Origin of the sequence: Paenibacillus popilliae ATCC 14706, assembly GCF_000315235.1 — a bacterium.
Lineage (GTDB): Bacteria > Bacillota > Bacilli > Paenibacillales > Paenibacillaceae > Paenibacillus_B > Paenibacillus_B popilliae.
This window is the reverse complement of record NZ_BALG01000023.1, coordinates 23,506-50,495: the sequence shown is the minus strand read 5'-3', so window position 1 is coordinate 50,495 and position 26,990 is coordinate 23,506. Positions and strand designations below refer to the sequence as shown.

Genomic DNA, 26,990 nt, shown 5'->3' with positions numbered 1-26,990 from the left:
TCTTCCGGCGGCACGAAGCTCGCTTCGATCCATCCGCAGCGCAGCAATTGAGCGATCCAGACCGCGTCTTTCATGTCTGTTTTTTTGCCTGGCATGTTTTTGATTCGCTGTGGATTCGCCAAGACAAGTTCTTGTCCAGAGACCCTGCCAATATACAGGCAACGACAGTCTCTTGGTGCACATCCAACCCTGCACACCGTTCCAATATCGTATCCATTCCAACTTCACTCCCTTGCTTTGGATTGAACAGATCATGCAGCAACGAGAGGTGTACTTTTGTACACGTGCTCAGGGCAACAATCGGCGGTGCTCAAAGCTGCAATAGGCGGGATGTGGCTCACCAAAAAAAATTCGACCTTTGATCTGCCTATCTTTATTTGCGCAGAAGAATCTCAAATTGGCAACCCTCATTTTCATTCATCGTGGTGGCCGACAGGCCATGGGGGTTTTCTGTCCAACTAAGTGTAGCCGATCCAGTTGACATTCCACGACGGGTGGGGGGCTTTTTGGACAGGGAAAAGAGCAGAGCGTCCGCATTCCTTGGCATCCTCTGGGACATCTTAAAGGAGAAAGGGGAGGGAAAGGAGCATCGGATGAAAAAATGATCATGACGACGATACAGCTGCTGCTTATTTCCTTGGTCGGGGGCACCGTAGGGGCCGTGCTCGGCCTGGGAGGCGGCATTATTATTACGCCTGCGCTCACGCTGCTGTTCGATGTTGATATCCGGTATGCGATCGGGGCTAGCATCATCTCGGTCATCGCGACATCCAGCGGTTCGGCGATCGCGTATTTGCGCGATCGGCTTACGAATTTGCGGATCGGCATGTTCCTGGAGGTGGCGACGACGACAGGTGCGGTAACGGGAGCCTTCGTCGCGAGCTTGATCGCGCCGAACGTGCTGTTCATTCTGTTCGGCCTGCTTCTGTTGAGTTCGGCCATCGGCATGGTGAAGAAGGTGAACGCCGAGCTTCCCGAACATACGAAGGCTCATCCGCTCGCGCAGAAGCTAAGAATGAACGGCTCGTATTACGATAAAGCACTGGGTAGGCAGGTCGAGTATCAGGTGGCCAATGTCTACGGCGGATTCGGCGTCATGTATGCGGCCGGCGTTATTTCCGGTTTGCTCGGCATCGGAAGCGGCAGCTTCAAGGTGATGGCGATGGACATATTTATGAAGCTGCCGCTCAAGGTCTCCAGCGCCACCAGCAATTTCATGATGGGGGTGACCGCTGCGGCGAGCACCGGAATCTATTTTTTCCGCGGAGACATCGACCCGGGCATTGCCGCTCCCGTCGCTATTGGCGTACTGGCAGGCTCGGTGCTTGGATCGCGTCTGATGCAGCAGATGAAGAGCCGCACGATCCGGCTGCTGTTCATACCGATTCTGGGATATGTCGCCATTGAGATGATTCTGCAGGGGGTGGGCTGGATATGAATTCGAGGGCGGACGATGTCGAGCTGACGGTCAGCCGGCTGCTGCGGATCGGTGTAGTGGTGGCGGGGCTGTTCATTGCCTTCGGGCTGCTTCTCTTCCTCGCAACGGGCGAGAGCGGGTACCCGGACGCTAGCTTCCCGACGACCGTTGCCGAGGTCGCTGCAGGAGTGGCGGGCTTCAATGCCTATGCATTTATATCGCTCGGGCTGCTTCTGCTTATCCTTACCCCCGTCTTCCGCGTCGCCGTATCCATTCTCGTCTTCTTGAAGGAGGGCGATAGGGTTTACGCGGGCATCACGGCACTCGTGCTCGCGATTTTGCTCATCAGCTTCGTACTCGGGCGAGCCGGAACATAATCGAGACACCTTTCCGGAAGAAGACGCTTCTCGCTTCTTCCTTTTTTTTGTGGGATTTTTCTACTTTCGGCCTTTTTGGAGTAAATATTTTAGTAAAACCAATTGATTTTGTTTTACTTCAGGGAACCATTTTCTGTATATCTGATGACAAGAGCGAAGCTGGTTCACGTTTTACGTTGGTGAAGGCGGGATTAGTGGGAATCAATTCATGCGGACAGCACCAGATGGCCCGCTCCCGCTGCGGCATCGAGCCGTTCCACCCGCTATCCTCTAGATAGCGGGTGATCTGCTTCCATGACACGGCAGATGCTATTTATTTACTAAAATAATTGTACATTTACTAAAAAAGAAGTACAATGAGGGATAACTAGCTTCTAGTACGTGTTCAAAAAGTCCGGTTTTCAACACCGAGAAGGTTGCTTGAACTCGAAACATATGTTTGCGAAGCGAGTTTTGCTACGCAAAACTTGCAAAGAGCAGCGCAGTGTAGAACAGACTGCATGTGCAGCTACCATGTTTCCGCAGGAAACATACCTCGGAAGCATACGCTGTTCGAGAGTGAGTACAAGATTCGATGTTGCGTTGCCTAACCTAGTCGCTTCGTGATCAAAAGCGGATTTTTGGAATACCCTCTTAAGATTAGGGAGTGAACGAGATGGCCACATTGAAGGATATCGCGGAGAAGGCGATGGTATCCGTCTCGACGGTATCCAGAGTATTGAATGACGACGAGACGCTCTCCGTGTCGGAGGAGACGCGGCGCCGCATCTTCGAGGTGGCGGTGGAGCTGGAATATACGAAGTACAAGCGGGGGGCTCGGACAGAGGAATCGGCCGTTTCGTCTGGGGAATCCGCCGCGGCTGCGACCGTTGGGCTTCTGATGACGTATCCGCGTAGCGAGGAATTGAACGATCCTTGTTATTTGGCGATGCGTCTGGCGATCGAGGCTGCGGCCCGGGAGTATCAGGTACAATGGTTCGCCGGCATCCAGGACGAGATGGCGCTGGATAGCAGCGCGGCGGACGGCTATATCGTCATCGGACCGGTACAGCGGGAGCAGGTGAGCCGGCTTGCGGCCGTCACTCCGAATCTCGTCTTCGTCGAACCGGTGCCGTGGGACAACCGCTTCGATATCGTCATCGCCGATCTTCACGATGCGATGGAGCAGATGCTGGCGTATGTGCATAGCCTGGGCCATTGGGAGATCGCCTACATTGGCGGGCGGGACGACGACGGATATAAGGGTGCGGATCGAAGGGAGGAAGCGTATGAGCGGTGGATGCAGAAGCGGGGATGGTATGACCCGCAGCGGGTTTGCATCGGGCGCTTCTCGGCAGAGGACGGTTACCGGCTGACCCGCGAGCTGATCGAAGCGGGCATTCGCTTCACGGCGGTGCTGGCGGCGAATGATTCCATGGCGATCGGCGCGGTAAGGGCGCTTCGGGAAGCGGGGCTGAACGTGCCCGCTGATATCAGCGTCGCCGGGTTCAATGATATGACCGTCGCCCCGTTCATGACGCCCTCCTTGACCACTGTGAAGCTCCACAGTGAATTCATGGGCCGCACGGCGCTGGAGCTGCTGCTTGAGCGCATCCGGACGAAGCGCGCCATCAGCAAGAAGATCATCATTCCGTCGGAACTGATTATACGGGAGAGCTGTTCGGTCGTCCGATAAAATCGGCAGCGGGAAGGCACGCTTCGTGCGGGCTCAGTGCCGTATGCTGTTCGGCCGTTGCGAGCTTGCGGCAAACATAAAGAGGGAACTGTGAATGAGGAATTGTCATACGATCTTCCGACTTGTCCCCGACGATGGTCTAGGTCGAATCTGGTCGTGGGATTGTGTTATTTCATCTGCCACTCCACTACAATAGGAGAGGATTCACTGGGCCGAGCCGCCGGAAGGGCGTCTCGCTGTCAGGAAAGACGTTTGAGCGGCACATTTCAGCATGTTCCGGATAGGGCATTACGTCTTGTTCGCTCGGCCACTCCTCGTGAGTATACGCTGGCAGGAGCGCTTCATTCATATTTTTTGAAATTAATTACAGGTTGGTGAGCATGGTGGACGAGAGGAAGATTTATATCCTTCTTACCGACACGGGCACGATCTTCTCCAAACTTATCCGGTGCTATACGAAGGCGCCGCTAAATCACGCGTCGATCGCGCTCGATTCCGAGCTGAGGGAGGTGTACAGCTTCGGCAGGAAGCATCCGCTCAATCCGTTCCATGGCGGCTTCGTCAAGGAGCGGGTTCAGGGATACCTTGTTCGGGCGGAGCATCGTCCTACGCAATGTGCGCTGTACTCTTGCACCGTAAGCACGGAAGTATATGAACGGATCCGTCTGCGCTTGAAGCAGATGGAGCGGAATCCGGAACAGTACAAATATAATCTGCTGGGCCTGTTCGGTATCATTTTTAATATAGATATCCGCCGGGAGAATGCTTATTTCTGCTCCCAATTCGTTGCCTCCATGTTGCAGGAGCATGGAATGGATGTGGTGGACAAGAGCTGGGTACGGGTGACGCCGGAGGATTTCCGCCATTCTCCTTCCCTGCAGCTCGTCTATCGGGGTGATCTGCGAACCAAAGTGCGTCACAAGAGCAAGAGGCGGAAGTACTCATAGAAGACAAAGGGGTCATCATGCTGGAATGGTTGGAACATACCTATCACAATTTGTCACAGCTTGACAGGGAGCAGATTCAAGCTTTGCTGGAGAAATATTCCTCCCACGGCCCCGTCCCAGGCATCGCTCTGCCGATGGTGGAGGCGCTGCTGCCCTTCTTGCCGCTGTTCATTATCGTCGCGGGCAATGCATCCGCCTACGGCTTGTGGCTCGGCTTCATCTATTCATGGCTCGGCACGGTCGCGGGAGCGCTACTTATCTTCCTGTCCGCGCGACGGTTCGGGGGGAAATTCAGCATCTATTTGTCGGCGAAATACCCGAAGGCGGAGCATTTCTTCTCATGGATTGAACGCAAAGGCTTTTCGCCACTGTTCTTGTTGTACTGCTTTCCGTTCACCCCTTCCTTCTTCGTCAATATCGCCTCTGGCGCAAGCAATGTGCCGAAGCGGATATTTGTCGCCGCCGTCGTGTTGGGCAAAGGGGTTATGGTATTCATGATGTCCTTCGTCGGCCATGATTGGCAGAGTTTCATCTCTCATCCGTGGCGCCTGCTCGTGGCGGTGGCGGGACTGTTCCTGCTATGGTATCTTGGCAAAAAGCTTGAAAAGCACTACCAAATTCAATAAGCGGGCGGCTATCGTCCGCTCTCAATCATGTTCAAAATCCGCAAGCCTGCCGCCTCTCGAAGGCGCAGGCTTGTTGCGGATCACCTCGAATGTCTTATCATTCACCTGCGCGTACACTTCCTGATCCGGCTTGCCGTGAGCATTCCCGTACAGGGCCGGGTTGTCGGACACATATCAGACTGGAACTCATAAATGAAATGCCTGATACTCCCCTGGAGTTTCTCAACAACCTGAATGTTGCAACTTTTGGGGGAAGCTGAACGTAAAGGCGGGATCAAGGACGGCGATGATCATGTTCGTCCTTGCGCTGCGGCTTGATCTAGTGGCATTTTTCCCTGCTTTCCTGTAACATGGGGAAAATAAAATGGAATCGAGTGTGAATGGATGCTGGAATGGATGGGGAGCGGATGATCCCTAAGCGGTTGAAGCCGAGAAAAGAGCCTTTCCATGTTGAGAGACGGCATTCCAAGAGGCGCTCGGTCTGACCGGAAAGAGCTGTGCGTGAAGGAGGGAAGCATATGGAACAGAGCGGTCAGCAGCGGGCGAGCATCCGCCCCGGCCTGGAGGTGGATATTGTCCTGAAGCAGGATCAGCGCACCGGCAAGACCACCCGGGGCGTCGTCAAAGATATTCTTACGAATTCGGCCTATCATCCGCATGGCATCAAGGTTCGCCTGCAGGACGGGCAGGTCGGCCGGGTGAAGCGGGTTCTCGGATCCGTCGATTCGGCACAGTGAAATTTATGAATAACGAAAGAGAAACCAATGCATATGTATTGCGAAGAAATGAGGTGGCCTGTCTGTCAGGCTTTATAACATTGGGCATTCGCCAAGAGTGGGCGAATCGATTAACGAAGCAAGGTATTAAGGCGCCGACGCCGATTCAGATTCAAGCAATCCCTGCCGCGCTGGCTGGTCGGGATGCTGTGCTGCAAGCACAGACCGGGACGGGGAAAACACTGGCGTTCCTGCTTCCGATCCTGCAGCGGATTCATCCGGAGCAGCCCCAGGCGCAAGCGCTTATCGTCGCGCCGACGCGGGAACTGGCCCTGCAGATTACGGCAGAGGCGAAAAAGCTGACGGACTCCGCCCAGGATGGAAGCGGGGGCATTCATGTGCTGGCCGCTTACGGAGGCCAGGATGTAGAGAAGCAGATCCGCAAGCTGCAGGGCGCATGCCAGTTGGTCATCGGCACGCCGGGGCGTTTGACTGATCATCTGCGCCGGGGCACCTTCGACGGATCCGGCATCCGCATGCTTGTGCTGGATGAGGCCGATCAGATGCTGCATATGGGTTTTCTTCCCGAAGTGGAGGATGTCATCGCCCACACGCCATCCAACCGGCAGACGATACTCTGCTCGGCGACGATGCCGCAGCCGGTCCGCGCGCTTGCCGCGCGCTTCATGCGGTCGCCGCTTGATCTCCGGGTGGAGGCGGAGCAGGTGACGGTGAAGGATATTCGCCAGCTGGTGGTGGAGACGACGGATCGGGCGAAGCCAGAGACGCTGTTCCGTCTCCTCGACGAGCATCGCCCTTATCAGGCCGTCATCTTTTGCCGCACGAAGCGGCGGGCTCAGAAGCTATATGAGGCACTCAAGGCGAAGGGCTACGATGCGGACGAACTGCACGGCGATCTGACCCAGGCGGTGCGGGAGCAGGTGATGAAGCGGTTCCGGAAGGCAAATGTGCAACTGCTGGTGGCGACCGATCTGGCGGCCCGTGGACTGGATGTGGAAGGAATTACACATGTATTCAACTACGATATTCCGCATGACGCGGAGAGCTATATTCATCGCATCGGCCGGACGGGCCGTGCGGGCGGAGCCGGATGGGCCATTACGCTGGCCGCGTCCCGGGATGGGAGCTATCTCGCTCTCATCGAGCAGGGCATCCGCATGAAGCTGCGCCGGCAGAGCCGAGGCGGCCCGTCTGGCGAGCGCAGTGACAGCGTGCGCAGTGATAGCGAGCGCAGTGATAGCGTGCGCGGCGAACGCGGCCGCAGATCCGCTCGGTATGGAAGCGGCCGGGGCGCAGGTGTGCACGGCACGGCAGACGCGAGGCCGGAACGCCGCAGAGCCGGTGGCGGCACGGGCGGCGGGAAGCGAGGCTCGTCCGCGGCCGGACAGCGCTTCGGGCGGAACGCCGCCCAAGGCCTAGGCAAGAAGGGAAAGGCGCCGCGCAGACGGAAGTAATGTGCGCTGTGGGGGCGCCCCCACACGCTGAACTGCAGATGATGGATGCCGGAACGGGCACTCCAAGGTAGGGCAGGGTGTTTTGTGTCGAAATTGGGAGCCATCAGCGGAATGTTGACAAGGAAACAGTAAATGTTAGGAGATCTTGGTGCGATGGATGACAGTACAGGCACAGCGCCGGTGTCCCAGGGAGGGAGCTAGTGTGCAGCGGGCATTTCTATAGCGATAACAGACAGAGCCGGGCCTTGCGCTTCGGCTCTTCTCGTATCACCCTGATTCGGCCAGGCTGACCCTGCGATTGCCGAATGATGACAGCGGCCAGAAGGTTGCCGGTAATGAACGATGTTCCGCCCGTCTGCTTGGCGATCCGCTTCAGCTATTCCTTGTTGACCGATCCGTCTAATGAGTTTTTCCTGATTCGACATATTTTTCGTGGAATGACTAAATCTTTGGTCCAAAAGTGCCGATATTAAAGATGTAAAACCATGCAATTTTTATAAGAAAACTAGTCTTTATTGCAACACGTCACGGGGCATACATCCCGCTTGTTGGTTGGAATGGTTTTTATACGAATTCGGAGAGGAATTGCGCCTCCTGCCTTAGGCTATGGCGGGCGCTCCCTCTTTACGGGAGGGCGTGCGCCCGGCCAGGGCGGATGGTCTGCTTCACCCGAGGCAATACATGCATCAAGCGATAGAAAGGAGGAGCATATGATTGGCAAGCCGGCCGCGGCCCTGCCGCAACCGCTTGGCATCATGTTGCTGGACATCATGGACATCATTAACCAAACGAACCGTGCCATGCTATTCGAGGAGATCAACCCGGAGGAGCTGGATCTTCTGACCGTCGTAGGCGATGTCAGAGGGATCGACAGTTTGAGCGACGAAAAAATCAAGGAAATCAATGAACATCTGCTTGTCCGCAGCTTCGACGAGTTCCTGGACAAGTTCTCCCCAACCGTCTACTCATTCTACAATGCGGCGAATCAGAAAGTAATGTACACGCTCAAGAAGCCGGAGGGGATTGCGAACGATTGCATTTCAGAGATCAAGATCGATCAGAGCAACGATTTTCTGAAAATGCTGTTCACGCTGATTGACACGAAGCGCAGCCAGGGCATCACCAATGTCGACTTCAAATTCGAGAATTTGCTGGACATGATCTCGCCGAAAAAGGTGATGGACGACATCCGCCAGGTGCGGAAGGAGATACATTACTTGTACACCCAGTATGACAAGCTGGACGAGGCCGATCCGAAGAAGCTTGATCTCGGCGACAAGCTGAACACGATGTTCGAGGATGCGAGCAAAAATTACAACAATGTGATGGCGATGCTGCCGCTCGCGATCGAGGATATTAAGACGCGCCTCCTGCTCGGCGGCTCGAACGAGGAGAATCAGGCGGAAGCGGTTCAGATCGGGATGTTGACGATCGGAGACGCGGGTGAGCTGAAAATTATCGAGGCGCCGAAGAGCGAGAGCACCGATCTGATGTTGATGGAGGAGAATACCAGCACCGGGCTGACCACTGTATTCGAGGAGGATTATGAGTCGGTCTCCGAGACCCCGTCCGCCTATGTGAAGGATCTGGTCGTCCGCACGTTCTGTCCGCTGCCGGTCGTGCAGACCGAGGTCGATATCGAGACGGAGGTGCAGAACTACAACACCTATTTGGAATTCTATAAGAACGCGAAGGACGATTTCGTGAAGACGGTGAAGCCGCTCATGGAGAAAATATTGGGCGTGCGCGTGTTCTTCGACCAGTACGCAACCAAGAACAAAGGCATGCAGCCATCGCTGCTCATTACGAACGCCACGCTGGATATGACGGTGAAGAGCAATAATATTCCACGCCTGGAGACGTATCTGAACACGGTGAACTCCAAAAACGAATTTTCCAATACGATCTGGTTCGGTATCGTGCCTTCGGTGGAACTGGAATCGGCAGGCAAGGTGAAGGTGACCCGCGAGCGCTTCCGGGGCAACGGGAAGGTCGCGAAGCAGGATGCGAATACGATGGAGTCGCTGACGATGCTGCTTCAAGTCGTCAAGGAATACAAGGTTCAGGTCTTCTTCAGCTTCGAATCGGGCGAAGAGGCGACCTTCAGCAGCATGGCGACCTCCGGCGTCGATAAATATATCGACAAGTGCAGCGTCATGGTGCGCAAGGATTACAGCGAATTCGCCGTCCCGTGCGTCCCGAACTTCACGGTCATTCCGAAGGACAAGTCTGGCGTCGTCATCGACAGCCGCATGCTGCAGACGGAGCATGGCGTTCAGCTGTCCAAGGAGAAGGAGGATATTCTTAAGCTGTGGATCGAGGGCGTTTATATTGGAGCCGCATACGTTGCCGCCGGCATCGTGGCTGCGTACCAGTGTCCCGAATATTTGCGTGAATCGTTCAGAAACGTAAGTCGGGAGTTGCCGGGTATTAGATTCGATATCGAAGCAAGTGACCATGCGCTGCGCGCTGTTACGACGATGGCGAAGGAGATTACTGGCTTCACGAACAACATCAAGGATACGATTAACCGGAAAAATTTCGGCTTCGTCTTTTCTTCCGAGAATGCACAGTTGCAGGACAAGGATATCAAGTGCATCACGGTGTACAAGGCGAGAAGCATGGCGATGACGGAGGGCAGCTTCGATCCGCTCTACAAGACGCTGGTCAGCACGTACATCGAGCGCATTCTCCGCTTCCAGACGGGCGACTTCAAGCATGAGAATATCGTCAAGTTCTTCAGCAATAACCCGAGCAGCCAAAAGAGCAAATGGCTCGGTACGTCCGGGTATGTCAACTCCATCGTTCAAGACGGCGACGACATGTCCTATGTTATCGATGACAAGAGCAATCTGTGCCATATCAATCTCGTGTTCAATGGCAATGTGAAAAATCTTGAAGTTATGATCACGAAAGGCACAACGTCGGCCTAGGCGTAATCCGCATGGCCTGCTTTTTAAAACGTATGTTGGAGGTATGCTTAACCAAGCTTGCCTCTACACATAAATCCCGAGGCGTTTATCGCCCCGGCATCCATCTCATCCACATCTTAAGGAGGTAATATTCATGGGATTCGTTCTCAAAGTAGAAGGTTCAGAAACAATCGAGCTTGGCAAAGACAACATTCAACATGTCATCTATAATACCGCGTCGCCGGATGACTCCAACGCAAAATCGACCGACGTCGGCGCGACCATGCTCATCTCCGGCAAAATCATCACAGCGATCAACGGAGAAGACGCCGATGATACGAGGAAGCTGGGGCTGTGGTCGCGTGTTCCGGCCCAGAAGGCGGACTGCTACCGCAAAGTGACGCTGGATGTCATCTCTGCGGAACAAGTCGTGCGCAGTATTTGTTTCCCTAACGCGTTCGTCGTCGATTACAAAGAGGCGTACGGCGACACGGAAGGGGTTGGAACATTCAGTCTCTACATCAAGCAGAAGAAAGACAAAACCGAGGACGCTACGTTCGAAGGCGGTTATGCGTACGACGGCGGTAAAAAGTAGGAGCGAAGTAAGCATAACTATGTTATCGATAGCAAGAGCAATCTGTGCCATATCAACCTCGTGTTCAGTGGCGATGTGAAAAATCTTGAAGTTATGTTGGAGATGTGTTTAACCAAGCTTGCCTCACGTAAATCCCGGAGGCGTTTATCGCCTCCGGCATCACATATTAAGGGGGGGAGTATTCATGGGGTTCCTTCTCAGAGTAGAAGGTTGTTCAGAAACAATCGAGCTCGGCATAGACAACATTCAACATGTCGTCTATAACACCGCGTCGCCGGACGACTCCGATGCAAAATCGACCGACGTCGGCGCGACCATGCACATCTCCGGCAAAATCATCACAGCGATCGATGGCGAAGACGCCGACGACACGAGGAAGCTGGCGCTGTGGTCGCGTGTTCCGGCCCAGAAGGCGGACTGCTACCGCAAAGTGACGCTGGAAGTCATCTCTGCGCAACAAATCGTGCGCAGTATTTGTTTCCCTCACGCGTTCGTCGTCGACTACACCGAGACGTACGACGACATTGAAGGGGTTGGAGCATTCAGCCTCTACATCAAGCAGAAGAAAGACAAAACCGAGCTCGCTACGTTCGATGGTGGTTTTCCCGCACAAGAGTCGTCGTTTTGGCACATAATAGAATCCATACTTAAGAGGTTAAATATTATTTCTTAGCGAGTGGCAGGGAGGATGCGGATGGCTGCGAATTACTATGATGTGCTGGGCGTGCGGCACGATGCGGCGCCGGACGAGATCAAGAAGGCATACCGGCGGCTCGCCAAGCTGCATCATCCCGATGCGAACGGCGGCAGCCCCGAAGCCGAGCAGCGATTCAAGCAGATTCATGAAGCGTATACGGTGCTCCAGGATGAGGCGTCGCGCTCCGCGTATGATGATGAGCTGGACGGGTCAGGAAAGGTTGGCAAGGCCTCTGACCATGGCTGGAAGCGGGGAGCGGGGGCGGAGCACACGCGCGAGGCCGCGGGAACGTCCGCGAAGGAGCGATTCGATCCGCGGAACGTGGAGGCGGATTTCGCTCGGTTCTTCGGCTTCGATCCGAAGACGAAGCGGCCGACCGGTATGAAGGGCGCGGACAAGGAAGCATCGCAGCCGATCGACGCGGCGGTGATGTTCCAGCGGTATTTCGGCATGCGGAAGAAGTGAAAGGGCGGCGATCGGAGTGGAAGCGGGTTCACCTCATGACGGACATACTGTTGGAGGAATCGAATTTGGAATCGAATGTGAGATACAAAGCGAATTATGAAAAAGCCCGTCCCGACCGGAAGCGCCGTTCCGGCTGGATTGTGGTCATCGATGTGCTGATTGCCTGCATTGCGGCGGCAGCGCTGTTCTACGTGTACATAGGGAATGAGGATCTGATTTTGAAGGTGGCAGTCGGCGTTCTGCTTGTCGCAGGAGCGGCCGTCTATGCCGTGTGGAGGGCTCGAAGCCGTATGAAGCGCCGGCAGGACGGCGCAGCCATTGCCAAGCTCGTTCTCCTGGACGAAGAGGGGGAGAGCGTGAAGGAATGGTACATCCATGGGAAAACTTCCTTGCTCATCGGCAGGAGCTCTGCACAAAGCGAGGTTGACATAGATCTGTCGGATTCGGAATACGCGTCGCTGATCAGCAAGCATCACGCGGTGCTGAACTATGCTTCGGGAAGCTGGTACGTGGAGGATCTTGATTCCCATAACGGTGTCGGCATTCAGCCGGCCGGTCGCAACGCGGCGGAGCGGCTGGAGGAAGACGGGCCGCGCCGGATCGAATCCGGCGATATGATTTGCATCGCCAATACGCGGATCGTGGTGAAATAGTGCCATGAGTGCGATGTCGATAGATCACGGCCTCTATTAAGAATCAAGTAACGGAGGAATGAACAGGATGAGTCTGACAAGATGCGCCAATGGGCACATGTTCAGCACGCGCAAGCACGGCAATATTTGCCCGTATTGCAGTATTTCGGTGGAGGCGGCGCCGAGCGGCGACGCGGCGGTGAAAAAGCCGGTCCGGCCGGAAGAGGACGAGAAGACGATGCCTTATCTGGGCGAAACGACAATCATTGACCCGGTCACGGGGTGGATCGTCTGCATCGAGGGGCCTCAGCTCGGCCAAGATTACCGGATTCGCGCCGAGAAGAACTTCATCGGCCGCTCCGAGGACATGCATATCCGCATTCTGGGCGACAATGCGATCTCGCGGCGGAATCACGCCGTCATCGTCTACGACCCGAAAAAGCGTAACTTCTATCTCCTGCCGGGCGACGCTTCCGGCCTGGCCTATCATAATAACGAAGCGGTATATACGCCGGTAGAGCTGTCCGCTTACGACGTCCTTCAGCTCGGCCGGAGCAAGTTCATCTTTATTCCGCTATGTGGGGTCCATTTCGAGTGGGACCACAACGAAGGTTAATATGGGCATCCCGATTGAATTCCAAGAATGGATGCCGTATATCATTGTGCTCGGCGCGGCGGTGGCGATTCTGCTGCTGATCGGTGCGCGGCGTCACTTACTGGCGTACGCCCCTGCCGACAAGCTGGGAGTTCCGATCGGGAACGGGCAGACAATCGGCGCGCAAGACGAGCAGGGTGATTATTTCTCCAGCGCAACGACACCGTACGGCACCACCGCCGTGGTGGCCGACGGCATTAGCGGTCTCGCCCATGGGCGTCTGGCGAGTACCATTGCCGTGACCGTGTTCATCCGGGAATTTCTGAAGCTGTCCAATATCCGGGACATACATGATTATTTCACGAAGGCGGCGAAAATCAGCAATTCGGAGATTCTACAGCAACTGCGGGGCGCCCCCGGGGGAACGACCCTCGTCGCCGGCGTCATTGCCGGGGATCGGCTGTATTGGGCTGCCGTCGGGGACAGTGTCATTATGGTGTTCCGGGACGGGGAGTTCATCTGGATGAATGAGGAGCATGCGCTGGAGACCGTGTTGAAGGAGCATCGCTTGGCGGGGGAGCTGACGAGGGGGGAAGTGATCGATTATCCGCGGCGGAAGCGGCTGATCAATTATTTGGGCTACGAGCATTTCGCTCGGATGGAGGTGGGCAGCGAACCGTTCGCACTTCGGCCCGGAGACCGAATCATTCTGTGCAGCGACGGTGTCTACAACACGATGACCGAGGTGGAGCTGGAGGCGATTCTGTCCCAGCCGATAGCGCCGAATGATGCCGCGGAGGAGATTATCGCGGCGATCGAAGCCAAGGGATTGGCGAAACAGGACAACGCGACGATCGTCATCGTTGATCATGATTGATACAAAATGAACCGGCGGGGGCATCATTCCCTCACATGAGCAGGAGAGCCTTTAGAGCCGCGTGCGGAATAGGGGAAAAGAGGGGGTAAGGATGAGGAAGGAGAACAGCAATTTCAAGACCAGCTTCGTGTCGGAAGCCGGTTCTTTTCTATACAACAAGGATTATTTCGCTTATGTCGAGCTGGATGATATGGCCTGTTGGGTCGTCGCCGACGGCCTGGATGCGGATCGGGAGGCGAATAGCGCCGAGATGGTCGTGAAGAGCATCCTGGGGCAGTTCACCGAGAAGCCGACAATGTCTCGACTGCGGCTGAAGCGATATATGCAGGAAGCGCATGAATGGCTCCGGGAAGAGAGCCGCCGGGTACGGCTCAAGGCCAGCTTGATCCTGGTCGTCACCGACTATACGAAGATGGTCTGGGCAGTAGCGGGCCACGCTCGTCTGTACCATTTCCGCGGCGGTCGCCTGTTCAGGCGCAGTCAGGATCAGAGTCTGGCCCAGACGATGGCGAATGCCGGCGAGATCTCGGACACGGCGATCGACCATTATGCGGAGCGTCATAATCTGCTCCATTATATGGGCCGTCCGGACGGATTCGAGCCGTTCGTCTCGAAGAAAGTGCCGCTCTCCGACAGCGATGTGCTGCTGCTGTGCACATCGGGCCTGTGGGAAGAGGTACACCGTCTAGAGATGCTGGATGCGCTTGAGGAGGCGAAGGAGCCGGAGGACTTCACGGATACGCTTGAGGAAGTGCTGCTCAGCAAGCAGTGCGGCACGGTGAATAATTATACCGCCGTGGCCGTCTACGTGAACAAGGCCTTTAAGGAGGAACCGAAGCGGAAGTGGCAGCAATTGAAAAAATGGCTGCTCGCGCTGGTTATGCTGGCCATAGCGGGAGGCGGCGGGATTTACCTTTATGCGAAGGAAGCGGCAGTCAAGGCGGAGAATCTCGCGAATATGATCGAGTTCCAGCAGAACGCTGATACGTACATGAAGGAAGGCGATTATGCGAAGGCTGTGAAAGAGTACAGCGAGGCGAGAAATATGGCCAAGCGCTTGAATGACCGCTATCACCGCGATCTGTTCGACCAAAAGCAGCGCCTGATGCAATTGATGGTCGACGGAGACAGCTTTTTCAAGGAACGCGACTTTACCAAGGCGCTGGACAAATATGAAAAAGCGCAGGAGGAAGCGAAGCCGTACAAGGAGTTCAATCATAAGGATCTCGAAGATAAAATCGAGAGCACCAACCAGTATATACAGATTATGGGCTGGGTGCAGGAAGGGGATATAAAGTTCGAGGCGCAGGACTTCATCGGCGCGCGCAGCTCGTATCAGAAGGCGCGCCGGGCGGCCATCGAGGAAGGCTTCGCCGATGCCGAGAAGGAAATTCGCAAGAAGCAGGAGGACGCGGAGGAGAAGGTAAGCGGGCTGGAGAAAGAGAAGCGGCTGATCGAGGGCGACAAGTTCGAGAAGAAAGGCGATCAGCTGTTTGCCGCCCAGGATTATGCCGGCGCGATTGACGCTTATTCGGCAGCGCAGCAGATCTATCAGGAGATTGACATGCTGGAGCGGGTGCTGGGCATGGAGCGGAAGATCGACAAGGCGGTCGACAAGCTCCAATTGCCGTCGCAGCCTGCCGCCGGTACGGATGGTTCAGCGACCGGCACAGCAACGGCCGGTACCGAGCAAGCGCCTCCCGCGACGGGGGCGAATGCCGACGAACCGACCGATTAGGACAGCGTCTCAGCGTGCGAGCTCTAGCGAGAAATCTGGAGAAGCGGAGGACGCCGGGGAGCATGCCCGCGCCGCCCAAGCCGAGGAGAAGGAGGAGCTAATCATCGCCATGAAGGATATCATTTCCGATCGATTAAGCAAAATGGAGGATTTGGAGCAGCGCAAACTGCTGAAGCAGTTGATGACCGGGTTGTTCCTCAACTTGGTGGAATATCAGGAAGAGATGAACCGGAGGATGGAGCGCAAAGTTTTCGATGAATTGGAGATCGGCGAAGAGAAGCATGATGTCTTCGTCTCGCTATGCCGCCGCGACGAGTTGGATCCGATTCACGACTTCCTGCATCCGATGCTGCCGGAGGACGCGGCGCCGAAGCCAATCGACATGAGCCGGCTGTTGAACCATATGAAGCGGAAAGAAGAGGCGCTGCTGTTCACGCTGTTCCTGGAATGCGATTATGTATCGCTCCGGGGACTGCTGGAGGGACAGCGAACGTTCCGCGGGGAGATGATCACTTCCGGCGGCTGCTACCCGATCACGATCCGGCTCGTGCAGAGCCGGCGCTATATGGAACAGATCGAGAAGCTGTATCATGTGTTCCAGCAGAACAATGTGCCGTGGAAAACGGTCAATCATCCGTATGCCTATAAGTTCGTCGATGTGCTGCTGACGCATTGCGACGCCGTGCCGCAGGAAGATGAGGATATCGGCAAGATTACGGTCGATCTGGAGGAGTACGAGCCGCATAAGCGGGTCGATGTCGTTCCGCTCTGGAATATCGAGCGGATGACGATCAAGAACAGCGGCTTCCCGGTTCCCGCTTCCGATCGGATCAACTACGAGCATGTGCTCTCGCTGCACAAGACCGGCAGCGAGCACGGCTATTTGGTGGAGGATGAAGAGGAGAATATCCGCTATATCAAGCGCTCGCGGGATGAACTGACCCTGGTGTCGCCGCGGGAGAAAGCGGGCACCTGGAGCGTCCTGAAACTCGCGCAGCCTATCGTCGGCCGCCTCGGCAGCCTGAGCTATCCGCTCGTCTCCAACCGGAGAACAGATGGTTTTATCGGGAGGTATGCGCGTCGACAGGGGCAGATTGTGCGGGCGAAGGGGGAGATCATCCGCATCGCGCATGCTTTCGACGCGGCTCGCCTGCTGGAGCTGGAGCGGGTCGATATCCGCGATCGGAGCGGCGGCTCGCCGCAGACGTACGAGATGAATCCGTTCGTCAGCGACAATGTCCGCACGGAACGGGACAAAAAAGTAATGCGACTTGCCTTCCGCGCGAGCCAGGTAGAAGAGAATGAGCGCTTCCTGCTTCAGGATCAGATGAGCTTTCTTGTGTCGGAAGTGCAGATGTTTTTTCCGGAATACAAGTGTGAAGGGGAATGGGCGTGAATTATATCTGGGATCTGGTCATCCAGGCGGAACAAGCCGGCATCGAGACGAAGGATATCCGGTTTGCTCCGGCCTGCGTCTACTCTCCCTATATGGAGCTCAGCCTCCCGGATCTCAACACGCGCGCGCTGCAGCATCTGGAGAAGGTCGAAGTCAATCCGTATTACCGCTTCTACGACTTATTCAAGGATCTGTTCGATAGGAACAACGAAGAGGATACCGAGCTGCGTCATGCGCTGTTCGACATCATCCTGCACTTCTTGACCCGAATTGACCGCTACCAGGGGATGAACCGGCGCGAGTACGCTATCCGGTTCGTGCTGCGCGATATGGCGGAGGGGCGGTTCGGCCGCCGCGTGAGCGAAACGATCCCGCTGTTCAGTCGCGACGAGCAGGAAGCGGTCGCGTGCAACGTGCTGCGCCTGTATGAGACGGGTGAAGCCGTCTATTTGCTACGGGATACGATGCGGCGCATGTTCCGCCGTTCGACCATTTACGTGAATTGCGAGGATAAGGATGAACTGCTCATCTATGTGGGGCAGGAACCGTCGGAGGCGGTTCGGGCGAAGGTGGAGCTGATCACGGATCTGTTCCTGCCGGCGCGCTTCCATAAGGTAGTGTATTGGCGCGATCACTTCGGCATTATCGAGGTGGACGGCACGATGCAGTTGGGGCGGATTGCTATGTATTAACGGATTGCTTTGTATTAGCGGATGCCCTGTAGTAGTAGACTGCCCAGGGTTAGCGATGGTTTTTTCAAAGAAATGCAATGGCATGGTTAAGTAAGTTAAGCTATCGGTTCATCGCATGGGGGCAAGCAAGGATGGGTCGTTCATGATAGGGCAGGTCACGAAGAGGACAGCCGGAGGGAGAGGTAACATATGGCCGGATACTCGTATAAGCTGTATACGCAGCCGGGACGCCGGGAGGATACCCGCAAGCGGGCGCAATATTACCGGGAGGAACTGTTGGAGATGACGACATTCCAGCTCCGGAGCATATGCCAGCAGGAGAAGCTGATCGAGGGGCTAATCCACACGCTGGCTCATGACGAACTGGTCGCGACCATTATGAAATACCGGGGCGCAGATGAGAGCTTGCTTATCACTGGCGTCCGGCCGGGCGGATTCGAGCGGGTCGAGGCGGCCATGAAGAAGTATGTGGGCACGCCGCTGCCCGATGCCGGAAATATCCGGATTCCGGCGAAGATGACGCTGTACTCCGGCTTAAAGCTGGATCGGTTCGACGGTTACCGGGTCGAGGCGGGGGAGGAGATTGCCGAATCGAACGTGCTGCTCGTGAATGAAAATCTGGAGCTGTGTGCGATTCTCAATCTGGTGAAGGACGGTTCGGCGCCGGGAAGCTTTTATTTGGCGATGGCCGAGGAGGCCGAGTTGAAGAAGACGGCGAACCGCCAGTATAGCCTGCTTTTCTTCCCGCGGGCGGTGTCCGAATATGTGTACCGCACGTATTACCGCGACACGCCGCTCCCGCCAGCCCATCTGTATTATTACAAAATTCCGGTCATCGATCTGGACATCCGCGAGCTGGAGGAGACGGATGCCGTACTGGCGATCGATTTCGGCACTTCGAATACGACGGCCGGAGCGTATTTGGACAGCGGCTACATCGCTTCGTCCCATACGAACGGCGTACTGAGCGGACGCATTCGCCTCGATCGCATCAATTATGTGGCGTTCCCTGATCCGACGACTGCGGATGCGGATTGGATCGAGGTGCTTCCGACCATCATCGGCGTCGCGGACTGCTCCGATCCGAAGCGCATCCGTTATCATTTCGGCTACGATGCGCTGCGGGGCCGAAAAAGGAACGGCTACAGCGGCAGTGCCACTGTCTTCCACGGCATGAAGCGGTGGGTGAACAACTACAAGAAGCGGGAAGACGTGATGGATGCGCAGGGGAACGCGGCATCCGTGTCCCGGCAGGAGCTGATCCGGGCTTATATGCTTCATGTCATCCACATGGCGGAGCATCAGTTCAAGTGCCGCTTCCGCCATCTGCATCTGTCGGGCCCGATCAAGCTGAAGAAACAGTTCATCGAGATGTTTGCTGACATTTTGCCGGAATACCAGATCGAGTCCGACAATGCGCTCGACGAAGGGCTGGCCGTGTTGTACAACACGATTGCCAATAAGATGGAGCAGCAGCGTTTCCTCGACGGGGAAGAATACAAGGCCTTGGTTATCGACTGTGGCGGAGGGACGACCGACCTGTCCTCCTGCCGCTTCCGCATTGAAGACGGCCACATTGCCTACAAGCTGGACATCCATACGTCCTATGAAAATGGGGATACGAACTTTGGCGGCAACAACATTACGTTCCGGATCATGCAATTCATGAAAATCGTCTTCGCCAGGTATTACCGCGGCGGCGGAGCAGGGGCCGGAACGGTGCCGGACATCGATTCGCTGATCGACATCCCGGCGGCCGACCTGTACTGCCATGTGGATGAATTCGGGGCGGAAGCGGTCTATGCGACGTTCGAGGTCGCTTACCGCGAGGCGGAGGCCGTCATTCCGACCCAGTTCAAAGAATACGAGCACCGCTCCCGGGATGAGTATCAGCGGGTGCGGAACAATTTCTACGTCCTGTGGGAGATGGCGGACGGGATGAAGAAGGAATTTTTCCGCCGGACGGGCATTCTGCGGAGCCGCTTCGCTTCCGGCCGCGACAGCCGGGCGGAGCACGATCTGCATCTGACGGTCCTGGATCGGTGGTGCCTGTCGCTACGAGAGAACGGGCAATTCCGGGACGTGCACGAGCCGCCGGATGTCGAATTCAATATTCAGGAGATCAACCATCTTATTCGGGCTGACATCTATGCGATCGTGCACAAGTTCCTGGACGAGTTTTTCCGAGACGGCCGGCTGCAGGATTATTCCATCATCAAGCTGACCGGCCAATCGTGCCGGATCGACGTCTTTCGGGAAGCGCTGAAGGAATTCGTGCCCGGCCGGGCGATCGAGTTCCGGCAGAAGGCGGATGATTCCGGCAAGGTGCCGGAGCTGAAGCTAGCCTGCCTGCGCGGTGCGCTGCGCTACCTGAGCGCCCGGAAGGCGGGGCTGATCGAACCGCGGCTGACGAACCAGGCGCCGATCGTGCCGTACTCGGTCAGCGCCCTGGCCCACACCGGGCAGGAGAAGCTGCTGATCGCGAGCTACGAACGGCTGGATCAAGTGCGCGGTTCGATCTCGCGGCCGCTAGGCGCGCATGAAATGGAGTTCAACATCTGCAATGCGGACGGCCAACTGCGTTATACCGCGGTCTATGTCAATGATTCCACGGCGTACCGCCCGGTGCGGTATGAGGAGATCGCCGCGAAATACGGCGATCGAATTCGGCAGGATGATACAGACTCGATCGCCAACGGCGAGGCCAAATGGTTCGTCTTCGCCGGCGACGGAAGCTGGGGCTTCGACACCGTGCCGGTCGCACGGCTGAACGAGGAGCTCTACATCGGCGCGAAGCAGTTTTATGCCTTCGAAAATGACCTGTCGGAGCTGGATTTCTTTGACGGCTTGAAATAATCGAGACAGAAGGGAAAGGAGGGCTGCCCTTTGTTCATACATCAGATTCCGCATTTCCATCGCGGTCGGATTCTGAAGACGGACATGCTTGAGAATCTGCGGGACTTCCCGCGGCAATTTGTCGATATCACCTATCAGTCCTACTCGAGCGGGGTGCTGGCCGGGACCGAGGTTTGGGTCGGCCCCCACAGCCTGACGGTCGGAAAAGGCATCGTCAAGCATGAGGGCCGCATCTATATGCTGAAGCAGGAGCATGAGCTGCCCTACCGCTCGACCGGAAGGGAGACTGTGCTCAAGATTCGGTTCCACGCGAAGCAGCCGTCGAGCGACTTCACGACGCTGCCGGGGGAGATCGTGCTCGACGAAGACACGCCCGAGGTGAAGGCGGACGAGCTGGAACTGGGCCGCTTCAAGCTGAGGGAAGGCGCGTGGTTGCGGGGCGATTACCAGAGCTTCGCCGACCTGTCTACCGAGTTCAACACGCTGAATGTCATTCATGTGCCGTATGCTGGCCTCGGGCAGAGCACCTTGTCGCCCTTCGTCCTGCGGTACTTTGCGCAGGAGCTGCTGAAGACCGGCACCGAGCATGCTTATGATGCCGCCTTCGCCATGCTGTGCCTGAACGGCGGCGCGGTGGAGCGGGATGTTATCCAGCATTATCTCGGCCAGCGGCTCGGCACCGGCTTCCGCGGGCTGACCAACGACCGGCTCTACGCCGGCCTGCGGCGGGTGCTGAACGAAGCGGGCAGCAGCCGGGCGATGGCCCCGGATATCCGCCCCGGTGGGCGGCAGCGGGTAATTGTAGATTGATCGGCGGTTACGGGAGCAACGATAAGAAGTCGAAGGAGGGAGAAGCGACGTGGAGCGTGTAGATGAGCAGATCATTTCACTGTTGTATGGAGAGTGGGAAGAACAAGAAGCACGGGGGAAGCAGGAGGATAAAATGCCGCCGCCGCTGTTCACCTCACGGCAAACTATATTGAAGATCAACGGGGAGACGATTCCCTTCACGGAAGAGCTGCTTCTGAACGGGAAGCTTCGGGTTCCGCTGCCTAAAACATTTCATGTGAAGCATTGGAAGCCAATAGCCTGGGGGAGGATGGACTCGTTGGATTTTGGGAAGGAGGGACGTAACGATGAGCCAGTCGGCGCTCGCTTGTCATCAACTGCAAATTTCCCCTTATAAGCTAGTAAGCCTGCAACAATTGACAATGACGAAGAAAATAAATGAGCATACGAGGCTCTCTTTTACCGCGGTTGTATCTGAGGAACAGAAGGATCGTTATGTGGAGATGACCGATGCGGATACGACCGTTGACATCTCCCAAATTGATGAAGACGGCACAAGTAAGCCGCTGTTCAGCGGAATTGTGCTTCATATCGGCATCAAGGTTGTCCGCGACATCTACTATCTCGAAGTGGAAGCTATATCTCAAACCTATAAGCTGGATGTGAAGAGGAAGAGCCGATCATTCCAGAACAAAGAGATGACGATTCCCTCACTATTGGATGTTATCGCTTCGGATTACCCGGGCCTGGATGTTACCGACGAGGCGACCCATCATGCACGCTTGGGACAGCTTACGGTGCAATATGAGGAGACGGACTGGCAGTTCCTCAAACGAATCGCGTCGCGCTACGGTACGGGTCTCATGCCGACAGCCGTTTTTGACACACCGAAATTTCACTTTGGGATCTCCTATAGCAGCTCCCAGACTCGTCTTGACGATGATCACTATACCGTCCGCAAGCGCATGACATCCTATCGTCATTTTGCCGAAAATGATACCCGGCAGGTGACAGAAAACGATTTTATATTCTACGAGATAGAGACAGATCGGGTGCTGGAGCTTGGCAACTGGATTGGATTCAAAGGCAAAAGCTTGTACGTCTGCGAAGCAAGAACAGAAGTGAAGAACGGGTTATTGATGCATAAATATGTTCTCTGTTCAAAGCAGGGATTGCAGCAACAAAGGATTCCCCATTCGCAAATCGCAGGCGTGTCTATACAAGGAAAAGTCATGGAGGTGGTTTGCGACAAGGTGAAAGTGCATTTGAACATTGACAAGGAGCAAAGCAAAGAGGAAGCGTATTGCTTTCCCTATACGTCGATGTATACGGCTGAAGGGCATACGGGTTGGTATGTTATGCCGGAGATTGACGACCCAGTGCAAATCTATTTTCCGAGCGCTCGGGAGGAAGAGGGGGTCGCAACCGGGGCCGCCCGCGAGAATTCATCGGTTGACGAGATGAACAAGCTTGACGACCCGGACATTAAATATTTCCGCACGGCAACGGGTAAGGAACTGATGCTGAGCCCTGAAGAAATTGTCATTACGGCAAAAGACGGCGAAGTCTTGATCAGATTACATGAGACAGATGGCATTGCCATTTATAGCAAGAAAGATATAAAGCTGATATCCGAGGACAGTATCCTGGTGGATGCGGGCAAAAAGGTCATCGTATCGGCCAAAAATGAAATCAGCCTGTCTTGCAAAGAGAGCAGCATCAAGCTCGATGGAAATGCTACGATTATCGGGAAGGAAGTAAAAACGAACTGAGTTAAGGGGATATGACGTGGACAAAGCGGAATCGATAGCTCATTTCCAAGAACATGTGGTGTGGCAGGAACGGGCGAATGTGCAGCTCGTGCTGGAGCGGGACTTTCAATCGCAGAGAGAACGGCTGGCCGATGAATTTATGACCTCCTTCCAAGAAATATGCCGGGAGATTCGGGATGCACAGGTACGGGGAGAGAAAGGGGCCATCGGTTACATCACGTACTCCATGCTCCGGACCGAGCTGTTGGAAGGCAGATATATCTATCGCGTAGAGGCAATGGATAACGGCTGGGTATTTGACCGCCATCCCTATGTGCTGCAGTATGAAGCCGGGTGGGCATTCCAGCATCTCGACACGCTGCGGAGCAGGATGATGACAGCCAGCCGTATGTATGGAGGCAGAGTATCTGTTCCGGTCATAGAACGGATGCTGCTGACGGAGGCCATTGCCATCCATCGCTATGTCATTGCCCTAGCAAGAGCTGCACTGCCCCAAGCGGTGGAGTTGGAACAATATCGGGATATTGTGAAGGAACCTGAATTCGAGATTCGGGTTGGGGAATATATGGATCTGAGTGAAGCGGTGTTCAAGCAATATGAGTGTGAGCGGGATTCAGCGTCCATCCGTGCATGGCTGGAGGACAGGGAAGGGGCGGCATATGCTTACGAATCCTATCGGAACATGGATTTGCAAAACGGAGACTATGGGGAAAATCACTTCCAATTCTCTGTGTTCAATCAATGCGACCTATCCCGTGCTAGCTTGCAGGATAGCGTACTGATCGGAACGAAGTGGCACGATACGGCTCTCGCAGGGACTGATTTCTCCCGCAGCCAGGTGCACGGGGGCGAATTCCGCGGCTGTGATCTCAGGGGAGCGGTTTTTCGGGGTGCGGCAGGGGCCGACGGATGGAAGGACGATTTATTTCTTCGTTATCCCGGTCTATCGGCACTCCGCTTCGCCGGGTCCGATCTGGCAGGGGCCGATTTTTCGGGAGCCTCTTTACATGGAGCTGATTTTTCCGCAGCAAATGTGGTAGACACCCTCTTTGAGGGCGCGGATTTGACGAATGCCGTATTCTCTCGCCGCCAGCGGGAGGCGCTCCGGCTGGATCCGCAACAATGGGAACAGATCCTTTGGAAAACGTAAGGAGACACGGAGCATGAGTTACTTTATCCTCTCCCAGGATGATCGCATCCTGGATGCCATTGAACCTGTTGGCATAAGAAAGGCCATTCCCAAAGACATTTTTGATGAAGCTCAGGTTGACGAACTGAAAGAAATGAGTTTGCAGTTCCCTGTCTCTGACCGCGAACAAATCGAATATGTTGATTTTATTGAACGGCCGATCCCTCTCTTGTCCAATAAGCTCAAGCAGTTGATTGAGAAGTTTCTGCCACGGCGGTACTATCACCCCGTGGGACTGGTCGACTTCACCCGGATGAGGCAGGAAGTGTATTGGATTACACTGCCGCAGCGCATCGATTGTTTATCCCATAAGAGCGAGTATCACTGCAATGGCACACTCAAACGGTCTGTAATTAGAAGGGACATGGCCGGGGATGCCCCATTTTTCCAAATCGATGGCGTCTATGAAACGATTCTAGTCGTGAACTTAATATTGGCAGAAAGCATTTTGAGGCGAGACTTCCACGGACTGAAGCTAACCAAGGTGGATGAAGTGTAGCAATTGGAAACGGGAGGCGATGAAGATGAGTTCGGGCAAATCGGGGAAAAACAAGATAGAAATGGCTCCTCAAGCTGGCAGCGGCCAAAAGAAAAGCTATGTTGTCGCTGGAGCGACAATAAGCTGCAGCTTCGGTTCACAGTCAAGCCGTCTGAGCTCGCCGATGAGCCATGGCGTCTTTATCAAAGGGAAGCCCCTTATGAATATTATGGATTATATCCCTAATGTGAACATCATGCCATTTGGAACATGCGGGAGCATGCAGAACCCCGTCGTCGCCGCGGCTACGGCAGCCAACAACGGCGTACTCCAACGGATGCCGTGTATGCCGATGATTACGATACCTTGGCTCGGCGGCAAAACGGATAAACGAGTTGACAATGTCCCTTCTTTATTGAATGATTCAACGAACATGTGCATGTTTTGCGGGCAGATAAAGGTTGAGAATGATGGGCAGAATTAGAATGATACTCAATAGGGGGGGGATTTTGTGAGTACATCAACCAAGCTTGCAGGGTACCGGAATATACAGCTTGTGTCACCATACGAGGTACAGACCCTCAGTACGCTTCGAATTGAAAGGAAAGTGAACGAGCATGCGCGCATGTTGCTTACCGCGATTGTTCCCGAAGAGAAAAAAGAAAGCTGCGTCGATATGGCTAGCGCTACGGACACAATTGAAATCCGCGAGTTATCTGATGAGGGAGACGTTATTCGCACCTTGTTCCATGGGATCATCTCTGATATTGCGGTTAAGGCCGTTAGAGGCGTCTATCATCTGGAGATGGAGGCGGTCTCCCATTCCTATCGTCTGGATGTAAAGCCGAAAACGCGTTCCTTTCAGAATCATAAAATGCGGTACGAGGAATTGGTTCAACAGATTCTGTCCGATTACGCTGGCTCCGATTTTATTGATCTGACATTTAACCATGCGTCGCTTGATCAATTCACGGTTCAGTACCAGGAAACCGACTGGCAGTTCCTCAAACGTATGGCTTCCCGATTCGGGACGGTTCTTATTCCGGAGGCGACAGCCGATTGCCCGAAGCTCTGGGTCGGACTGTCTGAGAGCAAATCCGATTCTCTCGATATTTCGAACTATCAGGTGTTTCGATCGCTGAATCCTTATGGACAGGAGGAAGAGGGCGTCACCAGGTACTCCATTGTAACGAAACGTTATTATCAACTTGGAGATCGGATTCTATTCAAGAACAAGCCACTGATTGTTACCGGTGCTACATCCCTTTTGGATGGTGGTATGCTTACTCATGAATATATTTTACAAGCCGAAGTAGATAGCCATTGGCAACCGATATGCAACGAGTCTATTCGAGGCGCTTCCCTGGAAGGAAAAGTAATAGACGCTGCACAAGATAAAGTGAAGCTCCATTTGAATATAGACGATGTACAGACACAAGAGGATGCATGTTGGTTTCCTTATTCTTCTCCCTATGTCACAGGGGGAAAGACAGGCCTCTATTGTATGCCCCAGATTGGGGACTCCGTCCAACTGTATGTCCCGAACCATCGGGAGGAAGAGTCCTTTGTTCGCTCCTCTCTTCGTCAAGAAGGGAATTCCCCGAAGCTGGAACAACCTAATGAGAAATACTGGGGCAATCCCTCTGGAAAGGAGATCAAGTTCAGTGGCAATGAACTGAGGATGACGGCTCAGGAGGAGCACGTTTTCGTGAAGCTGCATGAGAGCGAAGGCATTGAGCTTCATAGCCAGGACGCTATCATTCTTCATGCGGACAAAGATATCGCGTTAGAAGCCGATAAAAGGTTCGATATACGGGCCAAAGAGGCTGTCTATCTCTTGAGCGGAGCGAGCAGTATGGTGTTGGATGGCGATACCGATATTAAGGGAGGTCATGTGACGGTACAGGGATTTACCAAATCCCCAGTGCCTAGTTCACCGGCAGGAAAGGAAAGCACGCAGTCCGGCAAAGTGTTCACGAAAGCTCGCTTATTCCGAAATCAGTTACCGGTAGAAGATGTAGTAGAGAAGCTCAAATTGTCCATGAAGTCAAGGCAATAGCAGAACAGGGGAGAG

The 26,990-nt window shown here is 54.9% G+C and carries 26 protein-coding genes and 1 pseudogene; 25 read left to right on the top strand and 2 right to left on the bottom strand.

All coding sequences use genetic code 11. The features are described 5' to 3' along the window. Positions 1-217 (bottom strand): annotated as a pseudogene (locus PPOP_RS23790) (IS110 family transposase); the annotation flags it as partial. A 384-nt stretch (positions 218-601) separates the two neighbouring features. On the opposite strand from PPOP_RS23790, the gene PPOP_RS02555 reads away from it, so the two are divergent. The 5 genes from PPOP_RS02555 to PPOP_RS02535 all read left to right on the top strand — a co-directional run bounded on the left by PPOP_RS02555 (position 602) and on the right by PPOP_RS02535 (position 5,042). Beyond that, positions 602-1,438, top strand: coding sequence for a sulfite exporter TauE/SafE family protein (locus PPOP_RS02555; protein ID WP_006284473.1), 837 nt, complete (start codon positions 602-604; stop codon positions 1,436-1,438). After that, positions 1,435-1,794, top strand: coding sequence for a DUF1634 domain-containing protein (locus tag PPOP_RS02550; RefSeq protein WP_006284472.1), 360 nt, complete (start codon positions 1,435-1,437; stop codon positions 1,792-1,794). The genes PPOP_RS02555 and PPOP_RS02550 overlap by 4 nt, the downstream gene beginning before the upstream one ends. A 655-nt stretch (positions 1,795-2,449) precedes the next feature. Then, positions 2,450-3,469 carry a LacI family DNA-binding transcriptional regulator gene (locus PPOP_RS02545; RefSeq protein ID WP_042227141.1) on the top strand — a complete coding sequence of 340 codons (1,020 nt, stop codon included), beginning with the start codon at positions 2,450-2,452 and terminating at the stop codon, positions 3,467-3,469. A gap of 380 nt (positions 3,470-3,849) precedes the next feature. Then, entirely contained in the window at positions 3,850-4,416 is a 567-nt protein-coding gene (locus PPOP_RS02540) for a hypothetical protein (RefSeq protein ID WP_006284470.1), read from the top strand. A gap of 17 nt (positions 4,417-4,433) precedes the next feature. After that, positions 4,434-5,042, top strand: coding sequence for a TVP38/TMEM64 family protein (locus tag PPOP_RS02535; RefSeq protein ID WP_006284469.1), 609 nt, complete (start codon positions 4,434-4,436; stop codon positions 5,040-5,042). A 21-nt stretch (positions 5,043-5,063) separates the two neighbouring features. Here the strand turns inward: PPOP_RS02535 and PPOP_RS22490 are convergent, their stop codons facing one another. Continuing rightward, a complete protein-coding gene (locus tag PPOP_RS22490) occupies positions 5,064-5,213 on the bottom strand; it encodes a hypothetical protein (protein ID WP_006284468.1) in 150 nt (49 codons plus the stop codon). Between the two features lie 347 nt (positions 5,214-5,560). Between PPOP_RS22490 and PPOP_RS02530 the strand changes: the two genes are divergently transcribed. The 20 genes from PPOP_RS02530 to PPOP_RS02435 all read left to right on the top strand — a co-directional run bounded on the left by PPOP_RS02530 (position 5,561) and on the right by PPOP_RS02435 (position 26,975). Then, positions 5,561-5,779 carry a YwbE family protein gene (locus tag PPOP_RS02530; RefSeq protein ID WP_006284467.1) on the top strand — a complete coding sequence of 73 codons (219 nt, stop codon included), beginning with the start codon at positions 5,561-5,563 and terminating at the stop codon, positions 5,777-5,779. A gap of 80 nt (positions 5,780-5,859) precedes the next feature. Further along, on the top strand, positions 5,860-7,233 hold the full coding sequence (locus tag PPOP_RS02525) for a DEAD/DEAH box helicase (RefSeq protein ID WP_052516571.1): 1,374 nt from the start codon (positions 5,860-5,862) through the stop codon (positions 7,231-7,233). A 770-nt stretch (positions 7,234-8,003) separates the two neighbouring features. Further along, entirely contained in the window at positions 8,004-10,166 is a 2,163-nt protein-coding gene (locus tag PPOP_RS02520) for a hypothetical protein (RefSeq protein ID WP_042227157.1), read from the top strand. Positions 10,167-10,299: 133 nt separating this feature from the next. Beyond that, the gene (locus tag PPOP_RS02515) at positions 10,300-10,740 is read left to right on the top strand and encodes a hypothetical protein (protein WP_006284464.1); all 441 of its coding nucleotides are present in this window, start codon (positions 10,300-10,302) and stop codon (positions 10,738-10,740) included. 184 nt (positions 10,741-10,924) lie between these two features. Further along, positions 10,925-11,413, top strand: a complete 489-nt coding sequence (locus PPOP_RS02510; RefSeq protein WP_006284463.1) for a hypothetical protein — start codon at positions 10,925-10,927, stop codon at positions 11,411-11,413. A gap of 21 nt (positions 11,414-11,434) precedes the next feature. Further along, a complete protein-coding gene (locus tag PPOP_RS02505) occupies positions 11,435-11,902 on the top strand; it encodes a J domain-containing protein (RefSeq protein WP_006284462.1) in 468 nt (155 codons plus the stop codon). 35 nt (positions 11,903-11,937) lie between these two features. Continuing rightward, positions 11,938-12,555 (top strand): FHA domain-containing protein, encoded by a 618-nt coding sequence (locus PPOP_RS02500; protein WP_006284461.1) that lies wholly within the window; start codon positions 11,938-11,940, stop codon positions 12,553-12,555. 67 nt (positions 12,556-12,622) lie between these two features. After that, positions 12,623-13,150, top strand: coding sequence for an FHA domain-containing protein (locus PPOP_RS02495; protein ID WP_042227138.1), 528 nt, complete (start codon positions 12,623-12,625; stop codon positions 13,148-13,150). Between the two features lies 1 nt (position 13,151). After that, on the top strand, positions 13,152-14,006 hold the full coding sequence (locus PPOP_RS02490; protein ID WP_006284459.1) for a PP2C family protein-serine/threonine phosphatase: 855 nt from the start codon (positions 13,152-13,154) through the stop codon (positions 14,004-14,006). Positions 14,007-14,097: 91 nt separating this feature from the next. Further along, entirely contained in the window at positions 14,098-15,744 is a 1,647-nt protein-coding gene (locus PPOP_RS02485) for a hypothetical protein (protein WP_006284458.1), read from the top strand. A gap of 109 nt (positions 15,745-15,853) precedes the next feature. Next, a complete protein-coding gene (locus tag PPOP_RS02480) occupies positions 15,854-17,140 on the top strand; it encodes a hypothetical protein (RefSeq protein ID WP_006284457.1) in 1,287 nt (428 codons plus the stop codon). Continuing rightward, on the top strand, positions 17,131-17,832 hold the full coding sequence (locus PPOP_RS02475; protein ID WP_042227135.1) for a hypothetical protein: 702 nt from the start codon (positions 17,131-17,133) through the stop codon (positions 17,830-17,832). The genes PPOP_RS02480 and PPOP_RS02475 overlap by 10 nt, the downstream gene beginning before the upstream one ends. Before the next feature lie 189 nt (positions 17,833-18,021). Further along, complete coding sequence (locus PPOP_RS02470) at positions 18,022-20,688, top strand: acetate and sugar kinases/Hsc70/actin family protein (RefSeq protein ID WP_006284455.1); 2,667 nt, start codon at positions 18,022-18,024, stop codon at positions 20,686-20,688. A gap of 30 nt (positions 20,689-20,718) precedes the next feature. Beyond that, positions 20,719-21,498, top strand: coding sequence for a hypothetical protein (locus PPOP_RS02465; protein WP_006284454.1), 780 nt, complete (start codon positions 20,719-20,721; stop codon positions 21,496-21,498). Positions 21,499-21,547: 49 nt separating this feature from the next. Beyond that, entirely contained in the window at positions 21,548-21,874 is a 327-nt protein-coding gene (locus PPOP_RS02460) for a hypothetical protein (RefSeq protein ID WP_006284453.1), read from the top strand. Further along, positions 21,825-23,249: a contractile injection system protein, VgrG/Pvc8 family gene (locus tag PPOP_RS02455; RefSeq protein WP_006284452.1), complete on the top strand. Its 1,425-nt coding sequence runs from the start codon at positions 21,825-21,827 to the stop codon at positions 23,247-23,249. Before PPOP_RS02460 ends, PPOP_RS02455 begins: the two co-directional genes overlap by 50 nt. 16 nt (positions 23,250-23,265) lie before the next feature. Then, positions 23,266-24,399 (top strand): pentapeptide repeat-containing protein, encoded by a 1,134-nt coding sequence (locus tag PPOP_RS02450; RefSeq protein ID WP_006284451.1) that lies wholly within the window; start codon positions 23,266-23,268, stop codon positions 24,397-24,399. A 13-nt stretch (positions 24,400-24,412) separates the two neighbouring features. Then, entirely contained in the window at positions 24,413-24,937 is a 525-nt protein-coding gene (locus PPOP_RS02445) for a hypothetical protein (RefSeq protein ID WP_006284450.1), read from the top strand. Positions 24,938-24,962: 25 nt separating this feature from the next. Continuing rightward, complete coding sequence (locus PPOP_RS02440; protein WP_042227132.1) at positions 24,963-25,400, top strand: DUF4280 domain-containing protein; 438 nt, start codon at positions 24,963-24,965, stop codon at positions 25,398-25,400. A 27-nt stretch (positions 25,401-25,427) separates the two neighbouring features. Next, on the top strand, positions 25,428-26,975 hold the full coding sequence (locus PPOP_RS02435) for a contractile injection system protein, VgrG/Pvc8 family (protein ID WP_052516570.1): 1,548 nt from the start codon (positions 25,428-25,430) through the stop codon (positions 26,973-26,975). The last annotated feature ends 15 nt before the right edge of the window (positions 26,976-26,990 follow it).

Bases quoted from the DNA above. Each gene is read 5' to 3' on its own strand.
- PPOP_RS02555 (WP_006284473.1), top strand. From the start codon at position 602: ATGATCATGACGACGATACAGCTGCTGCTTATTTCCTTGGTCGGGGGC.
- PPOP_RS02550 (WP_006284472.1), top strand. From the start codon at position 1,435: ATGAATTCGAGGGCGGACGATGTCGAGCTGACGGTCAGCCGGCTGCTG.
- PPOP_RS02545 (WP_042227141.1), top strand. From the start codon at position 2,450: ATGGCCACATTGAAGGATATCGCGGAGAAGGCGATGGTATCCGTCTCG.
- PPOP_RS02540 (WP_006284470.1), top strand. From the start codon at position 3,850: ATGGTGGACGAGAGGAAGATTTATATCCTTCTTACCGACACGGGCACG.
- PPOP_RS02535 (WP_006284469.1), top strand. From the start codon at position 4,434: ATGCTGGAATGGTTGGAACATACCTATCACAATTTGTCACAGCTTGAC.
- PPOP_RS02530 (WP_006284467.1), top strand. From the start codon at position 5,561: ATGGAACAGAGCGGTCAGCAGCGGGCGAGCATCCGCCCCGGCCTGGAG.
- PPOP_RS02520 (WP_042227157.1), top strand. From the start codon at position 8,004: ATGGACATCATTAACCAAACGAACCGTGCCATGCTATTCGAGGAGATC.
- PPOP_RS02515 (WP_006284464.1), top strand. From the start codon at position 10,300: ATGGGATTCGTTCTCAAAGTAGAAGGTTCAGAAACAATCGAGCTTGGC.
- PPOP_RS02510 (WP_006284463.1), top strand. From the start codon at position 10,925: ATGGGGTTCCTTCTCAGAGTAGAAGGTTGTTCAGAAACAATCGAGCTC.
- PPOP_RS02505 (WP_006284462.1), top strand. From the start codon at position 11,435: ATGGCTGCGAATTACTATGATGTGCTGGGCGTGCGGCACGATGCGGCG.
- PPOP_RS02500 (WP_006284461.1), top strand. From the start codon at position 11,938: ATGACGGACATACTGTTGGAGGAATCGAATTTGGAATCGAATGTGAGA.
- PPOP_RS02495 (WP_042227138.1), top strand. From the start codon at position 12,623: ATGAGTCTGACAAGATGCGCCAATGGGCACATGTTCAGCACGCGCAAG.
- PPOP_RS02490 (WP_006284459.1), top strand. From the start codon at position 13,152: ATGGGCATCCCGATTGAATTCCAAGAATGGATGCCGTATATCATTGTG.
- PPOP_RS02485 (WP_006284458.1), top strand. From the start codon at position 14,098: ATGAGGAAGGAGAACAGCAATTTCAAGACCAGCTTCGTGTCGGAAGCC.
- PPOP_RS02480 (WP_006284457.1), top strand. From the start codon at position 15,854: ATGAAGGATATCATTTCCGATCGATTAAGCAAAATGGAGGATTTGGAG.
- PPOP_RS02475 (WP_042227135.1), top strand. From the start codon at position 17,131: ATGGGCGTGAATTATATCTGGGATCTGGTCATCCAGGCGGAACAAGCC.
- PPOP_RS02470 (WP_006284455.1), top strand. From the start codon at position 18,022: ATGGCCGGATACTCGTATAAGCTGTATACGCAGCCGGGACGCCGGGAG.
- PPOP_RS02455 (WP_006284452.1), top strand. From the start codon at position 21,825: ATGAGCCAGTCGGCGCTCGCTTGTCATCAACTGCAAATTTCCCCTTAT.
- PPOP_RS02445 (WP_006284450.1), top strand. From the start codon at position 24,413: ATGAGTTACTTTATCCTCTCCCAGGATGATCGCATCCTGGATGCCATT.
- PPOP_RS02440 (WP_042227132.1), top strand. From the start codon at position 24,963: ATGAGTTCGGGCAAATCGGGGAAAAACAAGATAGAAATGGCTCCTCAA.